Source organism: Aeromonas sp. 102P (assembly GCF_051920345.1).
GTDB classification, from domain to species: domain Bacteria; phylum Pseudomonadota; class Gammaproteobacteria; order Enterobacterales; family Aeromonadaceae; genus Aeromonas; species Aeromonas veronii.
This window is the reverse complement of record NZ_JBQBCZ010000001.1, coordinates 3,563,826-3,581,807: the sequence shown is the minus strand read 5'-3', so window position 1 is coordinate 3,581,807 and position 17,982 is coordinate 3,563,826. Positions and strand designations below refer to the sequence as shown.

The following is a 17,982-nucleotide window of genomic DNA, read 5'->3' as shown; positions in this document are numbered from 1 at the left end:
TCACGGGCGACTTATTCGTCGTGCTTGCACTCACCAGTAGCACAGTGACCGTAGAGGTAGAGGCTGTGGTTGGTGAGACGGATATTGAATTTCTTGGCGATCTCGCGCTGGCGCTGTTCGATCACTTCGTCGGAGAACTCGATCACCTTGCCGCAGTCGAGGCAAACCAGGTGGTCGTGGTGCTCCTGAGTGGCCAGCTCGAATACCGACTTGCCACCTTCGAAGTGGTGACGGGTAACGATACCGGCATCATCAAACTGGTTGAGAACGCGATAGACGGTAGCGAGACCAATCTCTTCACCCAGGTCGATCAGTCGTTTATAGAGATCTTCGGCGCTGGTGTGCTGGCAGTCCGGCTGTTGCAGGATTTCCAGGATTTTGACCCGGGGCAAGGTGATCTTGAGCCCGGCCTTTTTTAACGCTTGGTTGTTGTCTGCCATATTCTACTTATTCGCATTCTCGAAGGTGGGGTTATTCTGATGGACTGCCGCAGGAATGGCAACCTTGAACTCGCTTGGCCTGTCATTATAGGTCGTAGCCCCCCTAAAAATAAACCCAGCAATTCAAGGGGTTTAGCCATAAATGGCCGGTTGGATTGAAATAATCAATCGTGTCGTCCGACTTGCTGGCATGGCAGATGTTGATAAGATGTAACTTTCATATTTCTGGTCGGATGAGATCCATGGATTGGCTTTTTGACAATGCGGCCTGGGTGCGCCGCGCACTCAACGCCTGGCCCCCTTTCTGGGGTGCCGGTATCAAGATAGAGACCCTGAGCGATGACTTTCGCTACTGCCGGGTGACCCTCAAATCCCGCTGGTGGAACAAGAACGCCAACCGCACCCAGTTTGGCGGCAGCATGTTTGCCATGACTGACCCCATCTATCCGCTGATGCTGATGGGCTACTTCAAGAATCGCTACTACGTCTGGGACAAGGCGGGCAGCATCAACTACATCAAGCCGGGCAAGGGCAAGCTGGTGGCCGAGTTTAACCTGACCGAGGGCAAGCTGGCCGAAATCGTGGCGGCGACTGAAGGTGGCAACAAACACTTCCCCGAATTCGAGGTGACGGTACAAGACAAGAGCGGCGAGCTGGTGGCGCAGGTCAAGCGCACCCTCTATGTGCGGGCCAAACCGGAGCACAGAGGTGAATAACAGGGGAGAATGAAGGCAGGCATCGCAACAAGCAGATACAACAAGGGCCCCGTCGGGGCCCTTGTTGTCAGAGGTATGAGGGGAAGCGGATTACTCCAGCTCGCCCAGGCACATCTCTTCGTGCAGCTGCTTGCACCAGCCCTTGACGCGCTCGGCGGTCAGCTCCGGCTGGCGATCTTCATCGATACCCAGACCGACAAAGTGCTTGTCATCGACCAGTGCCTTGGAGGCTTCGAACTCGTAGCCGGCAGTCGGCCAGTGACCGATGATGATGGCGCCTTTGGCTTCGACGATGTCACGCAGGGTGCCCATGGCGTCGAGGAAGTACTCGGAATAGTCTTCCTGATCACCGCAACCGAAGATGGCGACCAGCTTGTTGGTGAAGTCGATTTCGCCCAGATCGGGGAAGAAGTCGTCCCAGTCGGCCTGGGCTTCGCCGTAGTACCAAGTCGGGATGCCGAACATCAGCAGATCAAAGCTCTCGATGTCGGCCTTGCTGCTCTTGGCGATGTCACGGACTTCAATCAGGTTTTTGCCCAGCTCTTTCTGGATCATCTTGGCGACAGCTTCGGTGTTACCGGTATCGCTGCCAAAAAACAGACCTACACTTGCCATAGTGTTTAGTTACCCGTATTTGGTGTTAATGCTCAACGCTCAGACTGCAATGTCCACCGCAAAGGCGGACTCAATCTGTTGTTTCAGGATAGATTGGATCAGCTCGGCTCGGCTGATGTTCTGTTGTAACGCAAGTTGGTTCAGGCGCTCCAGCAACTCGGCCTCCACCTTTAACTCTACCCGCTTCAGCCCATTTTCCCGATCGCGCTTAAGCTGGTTACGCTTGTTGATCTTGAGCTGGGTCTCGCGGGGGAGTGGATTGGTCTTTGGCCTGCCGGGGCGCTTCTCATTTGCGAACAGATCCAGTGTTGTTCGATCAGTTTGCTGTTTGGCCATACATCACAGATGAAAATAAGTTAGCCGAGTCCTGAGCCTTCCCAGCCCAGTTCGATCAGCCCCTTGGCGACAAAACCCGCACAACCCAGAAACAGTACCAACCAGACGATAAAACGACCGAAACGGGGCACGTTGCCGCGCTTGAGCACGTCCTGAATGGCTAGGCCAATCAATATGAAAATGGCCACAAAGAATAACTTGAGGCCCAAACTTTCGATCAGGTCGATATGTTCACTTAGCATGGATTGCGCACACTCCTTATGACCGGCGCACTATATCACAAAGGATTTGAAACTGTTAACCGCCTGTCGACAGGAAATCCACAACCAATTTGTTGAACAGAGCCGGTTTTTCCGCATGCAGCCAGTGGCCGGTACCCGCGATGACACGCACCTTTGCCGCCGGGAATTGGGCCAGTGCAGTCTCGCTGTATTGGGGCTGCATATAGTCAGAATCCCCCCCTTTGATAAAGAGCACAGGCCCCTCGAAGCGGCGTTCATCCTCTGGCCAGCCCATGATGTTGGCGTAGTTTTGCTCAAGGGCGGGCACATTGAAGCGCCACCCCCAGCCATGCTCGCCTCTGGCGAAGGATTTGAGCAGGAACTGGCGCACCCCGGCGATCTCGATGTGCAGCGCCAGCATGGCTTCTGCTTCACTGCGGCTTTGCGGCGGCGTGCGCAGCGTGGCGTTGAGTCCGGCGAACACATTCTGGTGGCGGGAGTGGGGATAGGCGACCGGCGCCATGTCGGCTACCACCAGCCGGCTGACCCGCGCGGGCGCCAGCTTGGCGACCTGCATCGCCACCTTACCACCCATCGAGTGGCCAATCAGGGTCGCTTCGGCAATCTCCAGCCGATCCATCAGGGCTAGGATATCGGCTGCCTGGGCCGGATAGCTCATTTCGCTGCTATGAAAGGAGGCTCCGTGGTTGCGCAGATCGACGCTGACCACCCGATAGTGCTCGCAGAGGGCACGGGCAAGCAGGCCGAGGTTGTCGAGGCTGCCAAACAGGCCGTGGATCAGAATGACCGCTGGGCCCTGACCCTGCTCCTTGAAGTTCAATATGCTGTTTTGTTGCAAAATGACACCTTGTCGGTCGTGGGTGCGTATCGCTGTTTTATTTAACGCACTGGAAAGAAAAGGATTTCGTCCAATGGATTGGGATTTTATGTGGTTTTTTTTCTAAAAAATCCTGTCCGGATCGGCTATCAGTGCGGCTGATCACACACTTGGCCCGCTATTATGCCGTATTCTCGATGAGATTCATGTACATCTGCCAGCCCCTTGCTTGGGCTGTCGGGTTTGCCTATGTATAATCGCCGCATCCGAATTTCGACGAGTCCAGCGCATCCCTATGAAAACCATCGAGCTTGATGACGATCTCTACTTCTATATCGCCAGCCAGACCCGGCACATTGGTGAGAGTGCCTCCGATATCCTGCGCCGTCTGCTGGAACAGCCTGCTCACCAACGTGTGCCGGTTGCCGAGCCCGTTGCCGTCGCGCAGCCCAGTACGGTAGCCACCCAACAAGGGCTGCAAGCCTTGCTCGATTCTGGTGAGCTGCAAAAAGAAGAGAAGTCCATCAACCGCTTCATGCTGGTGCTGAGTACCCTCTACCGGGATAACCCGGAAGGCTTTACCCAGGCCACCGAAATCAAGGGGCGCAAGCGCGTCTATTTCTCGCAGGATGAGGCTCTGCGCGCCAGTGGCAGCACCACCAAGCCCAAGCCGGTACCGGAGACCCCGTTCTGGGTGATCACCAATACCAATACCAGCCGCAAGCAGAATATGGTGGCCCAGCTGATGGCCAGCATGGGCTATGGCGAAGAGGTGATCGCGCAGGTTTGTGGCGCCATTTAACGATTCTTCAAGACTCAGGCCTTGCCCGGCAAGGCCGCCATTACGCAAGGAAAACGCCATGGCTCAGCATTCCCACGCCGGTCAGCCGGCCCGTTTAAGCGACCTGACCAACATCCCCCGTCTGGTCAGTGCCTACTACCTCAACAAGCCGGACATGAGCCGCCCCGAGCAGCGAGTTGCCTTTGGTACTTCCGGCCACCGCGGCAGCGCCCTGCACAGCGCCTTTACCGAATCCCATATTCTGGCGGTGACCCAGGCGCTGGTGGAGTATCGCCAGCAGGCCGGTATCACTGGCCCGCTGTTTGTCGGCATGGATACCCACGCCCTGTCCGAATCCGCCTTTGCCAGCGCCGTCGAAGTGCTGGCGGCCAACGGCGTCGAGACCCGCATTCAGGCTGGCCTCAGTTTTACCCCGACCCCGGTCATCTCCCACGCCATCCTGCGCTACAACTCTGGCAAAGAAGGGGCCAGCAAGCCTGCTGCTCGTGCTGACGGCGTGGTGATCACCCCGTCCCACAACCCGCCGGAGGATGGTGGCTTCAAGTACAACCCGCCCCACGGTGGCCCTGCCGAAGGGGAGATCACCAAGTGGGTGGAGGACCGCGCCAACGCCATTCTGGAAGCGGGTCTGGCCGGCGTGAAACGGATGCCGTTCGCCGAGGCGCTCAAGAGCCCGTTTGTAGTCGAGCACGACTATGTCACCCCCTATGTGGATGATCTGAAGAACGTGCTGGATATGGATGCCATCAAGAACGCGGGCATCAAGATCGGTGTCGATCCGCTGGGTGGCTCCGGCGTTGCCTACTGGGACGTCATCGCCAAGACCTATGGCCTGAATATCGAGGTGGTGAACTACAAGGTCGACCCGACCTTCTCCTTCATGACCCTGGATAAAGATGGCAAGATCCGGATGGACTGCTCCAGCCCGTTCGCCATGGCGAGCCTGATTGCCCTCAAAGACAAGTTCGACATCGCCCTTGGCAACGACCCTGACTACGACCGTCACGGTATCGTCACCAAGTCCGGCCTGATGAACCCGAACCACTATCTGGCGGTGGCGATCCAGTATCTGTTTACCCATCGCACTGGCTGGTCTGCCGATGCAGCCGTCGGCAAGACGCTGGTCTCTTCTTCGATGATTGACCGGGTTGCCGGCGAGATTGGCCGTACCCTCAAAGAGGTGCCGGTCGGCTTCAAGTGGTTCGTGGATGGCCTCTACAGCGGCGAGTTCGGCTTTGGCGGCGAGGAGAGCGCGGGCGCCTCCTTCCTGCGCAAAGATGGCACCGTCTGGACCACCGACAAGGATGGTTTCATTCTGGCGCTGCTGGCGGCGGAAATTCTGGCGGTGACCGGCAAGGATCCGCAGGCTCACTACGACGCACTGGAAGCCAAGTTTGGCCGCTCCAGCTATCGCCGTATCGACGCCCCGGCCAACAGCGCCCAGAAAGCGGTGCTCTCCAAGCTGGATCCGGCACTGGTAGAAGCCTCAACTCTGGCTGGTGAGCCCATCATCGCCAAGCTGACCAAGGCGCCGGGCAACGATGCTGCCATCGGCGGCCTCAAGGTGGTGACCGAGAACGGCTGGTTCGCGGCGCGCCCCTCCGGCACCGAGTCTATCTACAAGATCTACATGGAGAGCTTCAAGGGCGACACGCACCTCGACCTCATCCAGCAGGAAGCCCAGCAGATCGTCTCTGCTGCGCTGGCCAAGGCAGGCGTCTAAATCAGGTAGCCATCCTTGAGCCCCTGATGGGGTGGAACGTTGGATATAACAAAGGAGCCATGATGGCTCCTTTTTCATTATCTGTTTTATGCCAGCGAGTTGTCAGCGCGCCGCCTTCACCGCAAGCCCCAGCTGCCATACCGCCATGGCGTAGTGGGTGCTGTGGTTGTAGCGGGTGATGGTGTAGAAGTTGGGCAGGCCGTACCAGTATTGGTAGCCGGTGCCGACATCGAGGCGCAGCAGGCTCGACTCGCTGTGGTTGCCGAGGGTGCTGGTGGGGGTGAGCCCTGCGCGGCGCAGGGAGGCGACCGGGTAGCGGGTCTGGAAGCCGTGCTCATAGCCGGGCAGTTGGCCCTGACCACGCACCGCCACCGGTTGCCCCTTCTCCCAGCCGTGGGCCTTGAAGTAGTTGGCGACGCTGCCGATGGCATCCACCGGATCCCACAGGTTGGTGTGGCCGTTGCCATCAAAGTCCACCGCATAGCGCTGGAAGCTGGAGGGCATAAACTGGCCGTAGCCCATGGCGCCTGCATAGGAGCCCTTGGGTTCGGTGGGGTCCATCCCCTCGTCGCGGGTCATCACCAGGAAGGCTTCCAGCTCGCTGGTGAAGAATTCGGCGCGACGCGGATAATCAAACGCCAGGGTGGCCAGCGCATCCAGAATGCGGGTCTTGCCCATCACCCGGCCCCAGCGGGTCTCGACCCCGATAATGCCGACGATGATCTCAGGCGGCACCCCGTAGACCTGCTCCGCCCGGTTCAGCTCGCTTGCGTATTCACGCCAGAAGTTGACGCCGTTCTGTACGTTGTCGGGGGTGATGAACTTGGCGCGATAGCGGTTCCAGGCACCGGTCGGGCCGGTGGGCTTGGCGGTGGTCGGCGCCTGGGCATCCATCAGGCGGATGATCCAGTCGTAACGCTCTGCCTGTGCCAGCACCTGATGCAGCTGGGCGTTGTCAAAACCGTGCTTCTCGACCATTTTCTGGACGAACCGGTCCACGTTGGGGCGATTGGCGAAGTCCCCCTTGCTAACCCCTTGTGTATAAACGGGTTTGCTCGATGGAGCCTGATTGATAAAGGCGCTCTTGGGCTGGGGGACGACCACGGGCTTTGGCGCTGGGGCGCTGCTGCAGCCACCGAGCAGGGGGAATAATGACAGAGTGAGAAGAGAGGCAAGGCGACGCATAGGGTTCTCAAAGAGACTGATAAAGTGTCGCAATGGTAAAACATTGTCATCCCCGTGCAAGTGTTCCGTGCGCCTTGTTTGCCGCCAATTCATCGTGCGATGGATTAGCCCTCCGGTGAGGGCTGTGTTGTTTATGGCTGGGGGGGACGCAGGGTGTGGTAACCGCTCCAGAGCCGGGTCAGGGTGGTGATGGCGCAGAGCATTGCAAAGCCGTAGGCGAGCGGGGCGAAGGCGGCGGGCCACAGGCACATCAGCACAAAGAGGGCGATGGTCTCGCTCCCCTCGGTGAGGCCACCCAGATAGTAGAGGGATTTGTGGTGGTAGACCGGATTGTCGATCCCCCGCTTGCCCGCCATGATGGCAAACGCCAGAAAGCTCGAGCCGGTACCCATAAAGGCAAATAGCAGGGTGGCGGCGGGCAGCGCATTGGCGGGGGCGGCGAGGGCAAAGCCCAGCACCACGGCGGCGTAGAAAATAAAGTCGAGGGTGATGTCGAGAAAGCCGCCGCAGTCGGTGATGCCGGTTTCCCGCGCCACGGCGCCATCGAGCCCGTCCAGCAGCCGGTTGAGCAGGATGGCCGCCAGTGCCCATGAATAACAGCCAAAGGCCAGCAGCGGCAGCGCCAGCATGCCGATGGCAAAGCCGGTGAGGCTCACCTGATTGGCACTGATCCCGGCACGGCAGAGCGGTTTGGCAAGCTGGGTGAGAGGGCTGCGGATCACGGGGATCAGATGGCGATCAAACAAGGTGAACACTCCTCGGTTAACAGTGGCATTCGGTGAGGTTGAGTATGGTGCCCGGCGCGTCTTCCGCATCGTGGGTCACCAGGATGGCGGGGATGGCCAGCGCCTTGATCTGCGCGAACACCAGCTCGCGAAAGGCTGCCCGCAGCGGCTTGTCGAGGCGGGAGAAGGGCTCGTCCAGCAGCAGGGCGTCGGGTTCGGCCAACAGTGCCCGCAGCAGGCTGACCCGCGCCCGCTGCCCCCCTGACAGCAGCAGTGGCAGCTTGTCAGCCTGATCCGCCAGCGCGACCAGAGCCAATGCGGTTACCGCCTTTTCCCGCCGCGCGCGTTTTCCCTTGATGGTCGCTGGCATGCCGAACATCAGGTTCTCCGCCACCGTCAGATGGTCGAACAGCAGGTCATCCTGAAACAGCATGCCGATGCGCCGCGCTTGCGCAGGTAAGGCGTTGAGTGGCCGCTCGCCGAGCCTTATCTCCCCCTCCAGCCGGATCGGGCCATTTTCTGTCTGCGCGCCGGGCAGTACCCCCGCCAGCCCTGCCAGCAGGGAGCTTTTACCGCAGCCGCTTGGCCCCATCAGGGTCAACACCTCGCCGGGGGCCACCTGCAGGGCGGGCAGCGAGAGCAGCAGATTTTCATCAAGGTAAAGCCGAAGAGGCGTGGTGCTCAGCACATGGCTATTTCCATCATCAGAGTTCATCGTGAGCCGCCCCCCTTGAGCGCCGGATTGATCCGCGCCGGCAGCCAGAGTGCCAGCAGGTAGATAACGAGTGGCAACAGCAGTTGCAGCAGGCCGTAGAGCCCCGCCAGCCGCCGGTTGAGGCCGCTGCCGATAGCCACCGCTTCGGTGGTGATGGTGACCACTCTACCAGCGCCAAACAGCAGGGTCGGCAGATACTGGGCCAAACTCACCGCCGCCCCGACGCCGAAGGCAAACAGCAGCGGGCGCGCCAGCAGCGGTGCTTTGACTTGCCACCAGGCTCGCCATGGCGTAGCCCCCAGCAGCAGGGCGCTCTGGGTGATCCGCTGATCGAACTGGCGATAGGGGCCGTGCAGGCAGAGATAGACATAGGGAAAGACAAACAGCAGCTGACTCCAGAGCACCCAGCCCCAGCCAACGCCGCTGCTTATCGAGCCATGTGCAAGCCAGTCCACCCCGAGCCGGATGCCAAACAGCAGGCTTGCCTGCGGCAGCAGCAGCGGCAGGCAGATAAGCCAGAGCGGCCAGGGGCGGCGGCCGGCTTGTGCCTCCAGACTGCACACCGCCATTCCCAGTGCCAGCAAGCCGCTCACCAGCGCCAGCAGTGCGCTGGTTGTCAGCAGCGGCAGCAGGGTTGGCAGCAGATCCAGCCAGTAATGACTGCTCCACTGGCTGGGCCAGAGGGCGGGAAAGGGCCAGCGGCGCGCCAGCGACCAGAGCTGCAGGGCCACCAGCACCGCCAGATTGAGGGTGATCAGAGTGAAGGCAGAGCCTGCAGCGAGCCGGTTGGCAAAGGAGTGGGGCGCCGCCCGTTTGCCATTGAGCCAGCAGCCTTTGCCCACCTCTTGATGAAGCCACTCCAGTAATCTGAACAGGGCGATGAGCAGTGCCGTGATGGCGAGCAGCAGCAGGGCGCCGCTGGCGGTGGCGCCGCGCCAGAGCAGATCCGGATCCTGATACCAAAGCCACAGCCGTACCGCCAGCGGGGCGGGGGTGTCAGGCCCGAGCAGCTGGGCGAGATCCACCACCGCCACTCCGTAGGCCGCCACCGCATAGATGGGCAAGCGCAGGGCGGGCCAGAGTGCCGGTAGCAGCAGACGCCACCAGATCTGGGGGACACTGAAACCGAGGCTTGCCCCCAGCCACTGCTGGCGTGCCAGCTTGATGGGTTGCTGTGCGGCCATGGCCATCAGCAGCAAAAAGGGGGTCTCCTTGAAAACGAGCAGTGCAATCAGCCCGAGCCCCCAAGGGTCACGAATGGTCTGCCAGTCGGGGGGGAGATCAAAACCCGTCAGCGCTGGCGAGACGAGCCGCAGCAGCCAGCCGGAGGGGGCGAGCAGAAAGGCAAAACCGATGGCAAAGGCGACGTGAGGCATAGCCAGCATGGGCGAGAGCAGACGACGGAGCAGCCCGAAAGCCCGGCTGTCGCTGTGGGCCAGCAGCAGGGCGGTCAACAGCAGACTACCGAGGGTTGAGGCGGCGCCAATCCACAGACTCAGCGCAGCTGAGTGCCATAGGCCAGGCTGCGCCAGCAGCAAGGCGAGATGAGAGGCGGTCATCCCCTCCGCCAGCAGTTGCCATAGCCCTGCCAGCAGAGGGATGACGAAGAGCGCCAGATAAATGACCGCCATCCCCGTACTCATACTGGGGTGGCGTGTCAACCGGCGCCATGGTCGGGAGAGGGCAAGTTGGTGACCAGCAGCACTCATCAGTGACCGTAACGCTCGGCCCAGGCCGCTTCCAGCTTGAGCTGCCAGCTGGGGTGAGGCTCGGCCACGGCTTTGAAGCGCAGTGCCGGTTGCCCTTTGGCGGGATCAGGCAGGGCATCGGCCCGCAGCACGCTGGGATCACCCCAGAAGGCCGGATTGGCCTTGCGCGCCTGCGCCGCCGGGCTCAGCAGGAAGTTGGCCACCACCTTGGCACCCGCACGGGCACTGGCGTTGAAGGGGATGGCGAGAAAATGGCTGTTGGTGAGCGCCCCTTTCTCCATGGCTACCGCTTCCACGCTGGGGGGCAGGGCGCCAATCTGGGCGGCGCTCTGCGCCTCCTGCGGATTGAAGCTGATAGCCATGGCCAGTTCGCCATCATCGAGCAGTTGGCGGGTTTCGGCGGCGCTGCTGGGGAACAGTTTGCCCTTGCGCCAGAGCGCCGGATGCAGCTCATCGAGCCAGGCCCAGAGCGGGGCGGTGATCCTGATGAACTCGGCATCTGTCGCCTCCCGATAGAGGGGTGCGGGGTCTGGCGTCAACTCCAGCAGGATCTGCTTGAGAAAGCTGGAGCCATGGAATTGGGGCGGCTTGGGATAGGTGAAGCGGCCGGGATGGGCCTTGGCCCACGCCAGCAGGGCTGCTGCCGAGGTGGGCGCTCTGGCGACTTCTTCGGTGTCGACCATCAGATTGAGCTGGCCGATGCCCCAGGGGGCTTCCAGCCCTTCTACCGGCAGGGTGAAGTCCTCACTCACCGGCAGGCTGCTGTCTACCAACGCCATGTTGGGGAGCTCGGTGGTAAAGGGCGCGCCGAGCAGCCCCTGCTCCTTGAGCGCCTTGAAGTTCTCGCCGTTGACCCAGAGCAGGTCGATGGGGCCGCCAGCTTGCTTGCCCGCCTGCTTGTTGGCCAGCAGCTGGCTGACGCTCTGGGCAATGTCATCCACCTTCACCTGCACCAGTTTGACCTGATAGTCGCGCGCCAGCTCCTGCCCGGCCCACACCAGATAGGCGTTGATCTCCGGGCTGCCGCCCCAGGCGTTGAAGTAGACGGTCTGCCCCTTCGCCTCCTCAAGGGTCCGTTGCCAGTTGTCATCAGGGCTGGCTAACAGAGGGCCGCTGGCCAGCAGTGGCAGGGCGCACAGCAGGGCGTTTAGCTGCTGTTTGAGCCAAGAGTTGCGGTGCGAGTTGAGGTGTGAGCCGAGCAGTGAGAATGGCTTGATCATAAACGTTTCCCTGGTTGTCAGGCGCCACGGCGCCAGCGGTGATAACGGGCCAGCAACGCCAGCACCCGGGTGGGCTGATGGGCCCGTTTCCATTCACCCGCCACATATTTGTTTCCCTCCATCAGGGTGGGATAGGCGTGAATGGTGCCGAGGATCTTGCCAAGGCCGAGGCGGTGACGCATGGCGAGTACGAACTCGGCAATCCGCTCACCGGCGTGAGTGCCCACTATGGTGGCGCCAAGGATAGTATCCTTGCCCGGCACGGTCAGCACCTCGACAAAACCCTGGCGCTCCCCATCGGCAATCGCTCTGTCCAGCTCGGCCAGCTCAAAGCGGGTCGCCTCGAAGGGAATCCCCTGCGCCTCGGCTTCCTTGCGATTGAGGCCGACCCGGGCAATCTCCGGCGTGGTGTAGGTGGCCGCCGGAATGACCCGATAGTCGGCCCGAAAGCGCTTGAACTGACCAAACAGGGCATTGACCGCCGCATACCAGGCCTGATGGGCGGCGAAGTGGGTGAATTGGTAAGGGCCCGCTACGTCTCCCACCGCCAGTATGCTGGGGAAGTTGGTGGCAAGAAAGCCATCGACTGCTAGGGTGCCGCGGGGGGCAAGCTCGACCCCCAACGCTTCGAGCCCGAAGCCGCTGACGTTGGCGACCCGACCCAGTGCCAGCAGCAGTTGATCCCCTGCAACCACCTGTGTCTCATCGCCACGGCGCAGTTGTAGCCGGATGGGGAGATCCCCATCGGCTGCGGGCAGATAGTCGGCTCGTTCGGCACGCCAGCCGGTGAGTAGCTGTACGCCATCGCGGCTCATCTGCCCGGCCAGGGCGTCGGCTACCTCTCTCTCTTCGCGGGGCAGCAGTTGCTCCGAGAGTTCCACCAAGGTCACGGGAATGCCGAGCAGGGTGAAGCTCTGGGCCAGTTCGCAGCCGATAGGGCCGCCGCCCAGTACCAGCAGCCGGCGCGGCGGGGTGCGTAGTTGCCAGAGGCTATCCGAGGTGAGGTAAGGCACCTGATCCAGCCCCGGCAGCTTGGGCACCAACGGTCGGGCGCCGGTGGCGATAACGATATGGCGGCTGGCAAGGCGCTGGCCGTTCACCTCCACCTCCCAGGGGGAGACCAGCCGCGCCTCCCCTTCTATGCACTCCACTCCAAGCCCCTGATAGCGTTCGATGGAGTCGTGGGGCTCGACCTCCTTGATAACCTCAGCCACCCGCTCCATCACGGCGGCAAAATTGGCGCGGGAGTGGCTTTGGCTAAAGCCCAGCTCGTCGGCTTTACGCTGCTCTGCGGCAAAGCGGGCGCTTCGGATCAGCGCCTTGGAGGGGACACAGCCGCTGTTGAGGCAATCGCCCCCCATCTTGTGCTTTTCTATGAGCGCCACCTTGGCCTTCACCGCTGCCGCGATATAGCTGGTGACCAACCCACCTGCACCTGCACCGATCACCAGCAGGTTGTAGTCATAGCGAGCGGGTTTACGGTAAGGGGCGAGCAGGCGCCGTTGGGCAAGGTGTGTGGTCAATTTCTTGACCAGCCAGGGCATCAGGCCGAGCAGGGTCAACGCGACCATCAGGCCGGGGGAGAGGATATTGCCGGTGCTGGTTAACTGGCCAAGCTCGCTGCCCGCCAGTACATAGACGAAGGTGCCGGGCAGCATGCCAAGCTGGCTGACCCAGTAGTAGGTGCTGACTCTGATGGGGGTGAGCCCCATCAGCAGATTGACCAGAAAGAAGGGGAAGATGGGGATGAGGCGCAGGCTCAGCAGATAGAAGGCCCCCTCCTTCGCCATGCCGGACTGAAAGGTGGCCAGCTTGTCGCCAAAGCGCTGCTCGACCCAGTCACGCAGTAGAAAACGAGCGCTGAGAAAGGCGATGGTTGCGCCTAGGGTGCTGGCAAAGGAGACCAGCAGCAGCCCCCAGGCGACGCCGAACACCGCGCTGCCACCCAGGGTGAGCAAGCTGGCGCCGGGCAGGGAGAGGGCAGTGCTCAGCACATAGATAAGCACGAACAGCAGGCTGGCCGAGACAAAGTGGCTGTCGACCCATTGCGCCACTGCCGCCTGCTGGGCCTGCAAGGCGTCCAGAGTGAGGTAACGGCCGAGATCGAGGGCAAAAAAGGTGCCGATAAGGCTCCCCATCACCAGTGCAAGCAGCAGGCGGGTCCGGTTCATCAGGCGTCCTTGCTGTCTGGCTGGGCAGGGCGTTCCGGTTGCACCGGCAGCTGGCAGAAGCCCTGCGGCGCGATATCGAGGGCGGCGTTGAACTTGGCCGACATGTTCTGAAAGGCGATAAGACCGGTCAGCTCCACCATGGCATCGTCGTCGAACCAGGGTTTGAGGCGGACCGCCTGCTCATCGCTCACCCCATCCAGCCCGGTCATCGCCTCGGTATAGTCGAGCACCGCTTTTTCCCGCTCGTCAAACAAGGGGCTTTCGCGCCAGTTGGCTAGCGCCTCCACCTTCTCGCTTGAACCTGCTCTCTTTACCAGGGTCATGGCGTTGATGTCGACGCAAAAACGACACCAGTTGAGCTGGGAGACCCGCACCGTCACCAGCGAGCGCAGCACGGGATCGATGGGGGAGCGCTTGCGGTTGATGACGCCATAGAGGGTGGCGACGGCGGCAAAGAGGCGCGGCGAGCGGCCCCAGCATTTGCCCGGAATAAGCACCTGACCATAGTTGCGTTTTTGCAGCCAGAAAAAGGGGCGGATAAACCAGGCATATTCCCGGTCGGGTTTGACCTCAACGCGCATCAGTTACCTTCTTGTTGTTTCACACTTACGGTTTCAAATTGGGTTTGTAGGCCTGGCCGAGGCGCTCATTCAGGCGGGTCAGGAAATCCTCGATCCGCGCCCGGTTGGTGCCCAGATCGCTTTGCCCCTGACGGGAGGCTGATCGCATATCGATGCGGGTCTCTTTGGGGCCAGCAAAGACCCGCAGCGCCACATCATCCTGAAAGCCGAACCAGCCGGTGGTAACCACCGCATCCAGACCGTCGGGGCTGGGTCGTACCTGCCAGCCCAGCTCCAGCATCAGTTCGTTGGCTTCAATCAGCACTTCGGCAGGAGAGGCCCTGGTAAAGAGAGGACCGGGTTTTGCCTCAACTGCTTTCAGCGGTGCGCTATTTATTGGCAGATCCTGCGCCGTTCTGAGCTCTGCCGCCCAGCGTAGCTGGGGGGGATTATAGGGATCTGTGCTCACATCGTTGATCAGCGGCATGCGCAGCGCCTGTGCCACAAATGTCAGGGGCAGCAGTAGCGGCAAGGCGCCAAGGCCGCTGGCGTAGCGGTTACGGCTCCAGGGCAGGCGTACCAGCAAGATCAGGGAAACAAGGGCTCCGATGAGACAGATCGCAAAACCGATCCACCAGGGCCAGAGATGAAGGCGGCTGCCGAGGGCGCCAGCGAGCGGGAGTAACCAGGCCAGCAGGGGCCACAAGCAAGAGCGGGGCATAGCACGGGATCCATCGTCGAATGTGGACAATGCCGAGAAGGATAAACTTAATTGCCTGATAACGTTAGTAAATTGATGAGAGTTTGCGTGGTTTTGGTCAGTTTTGCGAGGGAGATGCAGAGGTCGATGAAGCCCGCCTGACGGGAGCTTCACCGAGAAAATGGTCAGTTGCGATGACTTAGTTGCGATAGAGCACTTTGATCAGATGGAAGCCGAACTTGGTGCGCACCGGCCCCAGCAACTTGAGCAGTTCGCCCTTGAATACCGCATCGTCAAAGGGCTTGACCATATCCCCTTTGTTGAACTCCCCCAGATCGCCGCTGCGTTTTGAGGAGGCGCAGGTAGAGAAGCGCTTGGCCATCTGGCCGAAGTCGGCTCCCTTCTCGATCTTCTCCTTGATCTCCAGACACTGCTTTTCGGTCTTGACCAGAATGTGCTGGGCACAGGCTTTTTTCATCGGGGCGCTCCTGGGAGTGATGGCGAAGGTTGTTAACGCCAAGGGTGGTAGCAAATCGGGGCGCAAGAGTACCCCAATTTGCCACTGGCGTCAGCCATCACAGCCCGCCCTTTATCGGCCGTATTATTGGCGAGCGCGGGTGGCCAGCATGGCGCGGGGACGCGCTTGCCAGATGATCTCCAGCCCGAGCAGGGCGTAGAGGCTCCAGATGGCCAGCGGATTGAGCCACTCCCCCCCAGTTGCATGGTCATCAGGGCGCAGCCTGCCAGCAGCAAGGTGATGCCCGGCAGCCGCCAGTGGACGGGCAGGGGGGCCAGCAGTGCCATCGCCAGCAAAATGCCGAGGCCAAACGGCAGGTTGAGGGCGGTAAAGGCCAGCGCCTGCTGGCCACTCATGCCGGTCAGCAGGGCCAGCAGGGCGCTGCAACAGGCGAGGAAGGTGATGAACTCGAGACGATCGGCAATATAGTCAGCCATCTGTTCGCTACGTGCATGCATGATGTGTCTCCTTCAGTTGATGGTTCAAGTGTGAGGGAGGGACGTCTGCAAAGGCAGCGGGATAATTCGATTGCGCTGAACGAGCAATTCTTAATCACCCGCTACGTCGGGCTTTGGCGTGTGCCGGGCCTGTTAAACGGTGAGGGTGGGGTGATGCCGACAAACTCTGTCGTGGTGGGTTTCTGGTTGCAAAGAGAGGAGGAGAGGTGACAAATGGTGCCTGATGGTGGGGTGAGCCTTATTCAGGGCAGGTCAATTCGCTCCCATCGGGAAAGCGGGCGGCGTCATTGTCACCAAAATGTGTGATTTGTGGTCAACCTCTTAAAAGATATGGCGAATTTGCCAATGGCGCCGCGCTGTCGCTGGCCGATGCCTATGTTAGGATAAGGTTCGCCATTTTTCTGGCGCGCATTTTTGTGTCACGGCCATGCACGGCATGGCGTGCTGCGCCGCATTCGGGGTTGGCCCGAAAGGGCGCCGGTTTCCTTCACCACAGATTCAGGAATATTGACCTTTGACAGGATGCATTTCATCCCTGCTGGCAGGGCGTTCACTGTCTGGCTCTGCCTTTCGCCGCGGCCTGCGGGTTCTGGGGGTGGGCCTGTTGCTGTCGCTGCTGGCTTCGCCCGCGTTTGCCGCCAAGCTCACCTATCAGGTCAAGGGGTTGAAAGGGGAGAACAAGGATAACGTTGAAGCCTACCTCAATGCCCTGCCTGTTTATCAGGAGCGGCAATACCGCCCGGCTCGAGCCAAAATCACCGAGAGCGTGCAAAAGGCGCTGCAGGTATATGGCTACTACCAGCCGAAAATCACCCTGAGTCGCGACAAGAAGACTCCGTCCAAAGTGGTGATTGAGGTAGACAAAGGGGAGCCGGTCATCGTCTCCCGCCTCGATATTCTGCTGGAGGGGGATGCGGGCAGCGACGAGCTCTACAGCGCCCTGCTGGACAAGTTGCCCCTCAAAGAAGGTGAGCCCCTCAATCACGCCAAATATGAATCCATCAAGGCGGATCTGGGCAGCCTCGGGCTGGCCCGTGGTTACTTTGATGCCAAGCTGAGCAAGAGTCAGGTCAAGGTGTTCCCGGACAAGGGGACGGCGGAGATCTTTATTCTGTTCGAATCGGGCCATCGCTACCGTTTTGGCGAGATCCGCTACGATGCCACTCCCGAAGCGCTTCACCTTATTCGCCCGCTTATCAACATCAAGAGCGGCGATCCCTATCTCGCCATCCGTCTGGCCGAGATGTCGCAGGATGTCTCCTCCACCAAGCTGTTCCGTCAGGTCGATATCAAGCCGGTATTGAGCGAGGCGAGCAACTATCGGGTGCCCATCGCGGTGACGCTGGATAACCGGGTTGATCACGAAATCGAGACAGGTATCGGTTACGCCACCGACGTGGGGCCGCGGATGAGTGCCACCTGGGAGAAGCCCTGGGTCAACCGCTACGGCCACCGCCTGTTTGCCACCGCCAAGGTGTCGGCGCCGGAGGCCGAGCTCAGCTTCGACTACCAGATCCCGGTGGGTAACCCGCTGCGGGACTACTACTCCATCCAGACCGGCTACCAGTACAAGGACAACAACGATACCCGCTCCGATCTCACCACTATCGGTGTGCACCGCTGGACGCGGCGGCCGGAGAGCTGGGATCGGGACGTCTTTATCCGGCTGGAGAACGAGATCTATACCCAGGGTGCCGACGAGGGGAACCGCTTGCTGCTGATCCCCGGGGTCTCCTGGTCCCGACTGCGGGTGCGCGGCACCCTGGTGCCCGACTGGGGGGATCGCCAGCAGTTGACGCTGGAGTTCTCCGACCCCAGATGGGGCTCCGACATCAGCTTTATGCGGGTGTGGGGGCGCAGCAAGTGGCTGCGAACTCTTGGCGATAACCACAGATTCCTGATGCGGGCAGAGCAGGGGGCCATCATAGGTGACAGCTTCTCGTTGGTGCCGCCGTCTTTGCGCTTCTTTACCGGTGGTGATCAGACGGTGCGCGGCTTTGGTTACGAGAGCATCTCCCCCACCGGGCCGGATGGCAAGCTGACTGGTGGCCGCTACACCAGCGTGGCCAGTCTGGAATACAACTACCGCTTCAGCGAGAAGTGGCTGGGGGCCATGTTTGTGGATGGCGGCACCTCCACCACCGATTACAGCGAACCCTGGAAAATAGGTACCGGCGTCGGTGTGCGCTGGGTCACCCCCATCGGTCAGGTCAGGTTGGATCTGGCGGTCGGGGTATCGGAAGAGGACAAGCCCTTGCGGCTGCATTTCGCATTGGGGCCTGAATTATGATGTTGTCTAAACGCTTTTTTCTTTGGCCGCTGCGGCTGTAT

The 17,982-nt window shown here is 60.8% G+C and carries 18 protein-coding genes and 1 pseudogene; 4 read left to right on the top strand and 15 right to left on the bottom strand.

What is annotated here, in order from left to right; all coding sequences use genetic code 11:
• Nucleotides 1-11: 11 nt before the first annotated feature.
• Nucleotides 12-440, bottom strand: a complete 429-nt coding sequence (fur, locus tag ACTG1K_RS16695; RefSeq protein ID WP_005334301.1) for a ferric iron uptake transcriptional regulator — start codon at nucleotides 438-440, stop codon at nucleotides 12-14.
• A 242-nt stretch (nucleotides 441-682) separates the two neighbouring features.
• Between fur and ACTG1K_RS16690 the strand changes: the two genes are divergently transcribed.
• Nucleotides 683-1,156, top strand: coding sequence for a DUF4442 domain-containing protein (locus tag ACTG1K_RS16690; RefSeq protein ID WP_005334300.1), 474 nt, complete (start codon nucleotides 683-685; stop codon nucleotides 1,154-1,156).
• Between the two features lie 90 nt (nucleotides 1,157-1,246).
• Here ACTG1K_RS16690 and fldA read toward each other — a convergent pair whose 3' ends face one another.
• From fldA to ACTG1K_RS16670, 4 genes are read right to left on the bottom strand one after another with little or no spacing between them, the layout of a single operon-like run.
• Nucleotides 1,247-1,771, bottom strand: coding sequence for a flavodoxin FldA (gene fldA / locus ACTG1K_RS16685; RefSeq protein WP_005334298.1), 525 nt, complete (start codon nucleotides 1,769-1,771; stop codon nucleotides 1,247-1,249).
• 39 nt (nucleotides 1,772-1,810) lie between these two features.
• Nucleotides 1,811-2,107, bottom strand: a complete 297-nt coding sequence (gene ybfE, locus ACTG1K_RS16680) for a LexA regulated protein (protein WP_005334297.1) — start codon at nucleotides 2,105-2,107, stop codon at nucleotides 1,811-1,813.
• Between the two features lie 20 nt (nucleotides 2,108-2,127).
• The gene (locus tag ACTG1K_RS16675) at nucleotides 2,128-2,349 is read right to left on the bottom strand and encodes a DUF2788 domain-containing protein (RefSeq protein WP_005334296.1); all 222 of its coding nucleotides are present in this window, start codon (nucleotides 2,347-2,349) and stop codon (nucleotides 2,128-2,130) included.
• 55 nt (nucleotides 2,350-2,404) lie between these two features.
• A complete protein-coding gene (locus ACTG1K_RS16670) occupies nucleotides 2,405-3,187 on the bottom strand; it encodes an alpha/beta fold hydrolase (protein ID WP_240533593.1) in 783 nt (260 codons plus the stop codon).
• A 274-nt stretch (nucleotides 3,188-3,461) separates the two neighbouring features.
• Here ACTG1K_RS16670 and seqA point away from each other — a divergent pair, with 274 nt between their 5' ends.
• Together seqA and pgm are read left to right on the top strand one after the other, a co-directional pair.
• A complete protein-coding gene (gene seqA / locus ACTG1K_RS16665) occupies nucleotides 3,462-3,968 on the top strand; it encodes a replication initiation negative regulator SeqA (RefSeq protein ID WP_440006080.1) in 507 nt (168 codons plus the stop codon).
• Nucleotides 3,969-4,026: 58 nt separating this feature from the next.
• The gene (gene pgm / locus ACTG1K_RS16660) at nucleotides 4,027-5,691 is read left to right on the top strand and encodes a phosphoglucomutase (alpha-D-glucose-1,6-bisphosphate-dependent) (RefSeq protein WP_440006078.1); all 1,665 of its coding nucleotides are present in this window, start codon (nucleotides 4,027-4,029) and stop codon (nucleotides 5,689-5,691) included.
• Between the two features lie 102 nt (nucleotides 5,692-5,793).
• Here pgm and mltB read toward each other — a convergent pair whose 3' ends face one another.
• The 10 genes and pseudogenes from mltB to ACTG1K_RS16610 all read right to left on the bottom strand — a co-directional run bounded on the left by mltB (nucleotide 5,794) and on the right by ACTG1K_RS16610 (nucleotide 15,651).
• Complete coding sequence (gene mltB, locus ACTG1K_RS16655; protein WP_440006076.1) at nucleotides 5,794-6,876, bottom strand: lytic murein transglycosylase B; 1,083 nt, start codon at nucleotides 6,874-6,876, stop codon at nucleotides 5,794-5,796.
• 131 nt (nucleotides 6,877-7,007) lie between these two features.
• Nucleotides 7,008-7,622: a CDP-alcohol phosphatidyltransferase family protein gene (locus ACTG1K_RS16650; protein WP_421271635.1), complete on the bottom strand. Its 615-nt coding sequence runs from the start codon at nucleotides 7,620-7,622 to the stop codon at nucleotides 7,008-7,010.
• A gap of 16 nt (nucleotides 7,623-7,638) precedes the next feature.
• A complete protein-coding gene (locus ACTG1K_RS16645; RefSeq protein ID WP_330125023.1) occupies nucleotides 7,639-8,289 on the bottom strand; it encodes an ATP-binding cassette domain-containing protein in 651 nt (216 codons plus the stop codon).
• Between the two features lie 23 nt (nucleotides 8,290-8,312).
• On the bottom strand, nucleotides 8,313-9,947 hold the full coding sequence (locus ACTG1K_RS16640) for an ABC transporter permease (RefSeq protein WP_440006074.1): 1,635 nt from the start codon (nucleotides 9,945-9,947) through the stop codon (nucleotides 8,313-8,315).
• A 77-nt stretch (nucleotides 9,948-10,024) separates the two neighbouring features.
• Nucleotides 10,025-11,245: an ABC transporter substrate-binding protein gene (locus tag ACTG1K_RS16635; RefSeq protein WP_440006072.1), complete on the bottom strand. Its 1,221-nt coding sequence runs from the start codon at nucleotides 11,243-11,245 to the stop codon at nucleotides 10,025-10,027.
• A gap of 17 nt (nucleotides 11,246-11,262) precedes the next feature.
• On the bottom strand, nucleotides 11,263-13,416 hold the full coding sequence (locus ACTG1K_RS16630; protein WP_440006070.1) for an FAD-dependent oxidoreductase: 2,154 nt from the start codon (nucleotides 13,414-13,416) through the stop codon (nucleotides 11,263-11,265).
• Nucleotides 13,416-13,997: a carboxymuconolactone decarboxylase family protein gene (locus ACTG1K_RS16625; protein ID WP_100654088.1), complete on the bottom strand. Its 582-nt coding sequence runs from the start codon at nucleotides 13,995-13,997 to the stop codon at nucleotides 13,416-13,418. Before ACTG1K_RS16625 ends, ACTG1K_RS16630 begins: the two co-directional genes overlap by 1 nt.
• A gap of 25 nt (nucleotides 13,998-14,022) precedes the next feature.
• Nucleotides 14,023-14,697 carry a DUF1499 domain-containing protein gene (locus ACTG1K_RS16620; protein WP_429072011.1) on the bottom strand — a complete coding sequence of 225 codons (675 nt, stop codon included), beginning with the start codon at nucleotides 14,695-14,697 and terminating at the stop codon, nucleotides 14,023-14,025.
• A 178-nt stretch (nucleotides 14,698-14,875) separates the two neighbouring features.
• Nucleotides 14,876-15,154 carry a peptidylprolyl isomerase gene (locus ACTG1K_RS16615; RefSeq protein ID WP_167564965.1) on the bottom strand — a complete coding sequence of 93 codons (279 nt, stop codon included), beginning with the start codon at nucleotides 15,152-15,154 and terminating at the stop codon, nucleotides 14,876-14,878.
• A 123-nt stretch (nucleotides 15,155-15,277) separates the two neighbouring features.
• Nucleotides 15,278-15,651 (bottom strand): annotated as a pseudogene (locus tag ACTG1K_RS16610) (hypothetical protein).
• Between the two features lie 514 nt (nucleotides 15,652-16,165).
• On the opposite strand from ACTG1K_RS16610, the gene tamA reads away from it, so the two are divergent.
• Nucleotides 16,166-17,941, top strand: coding sequence for an autotransporter assembly complex protein TamA (gene tamA / locus ACTG1K_RS16605; protein WP_440006067.1), 1,776 nt, complete (start codon nucleotides 16,166-16,168; stop codon nucleotides 17,939-17,941).
• Nucleotides 17,942-17,982: the final 41 nt, after the last annotated feature.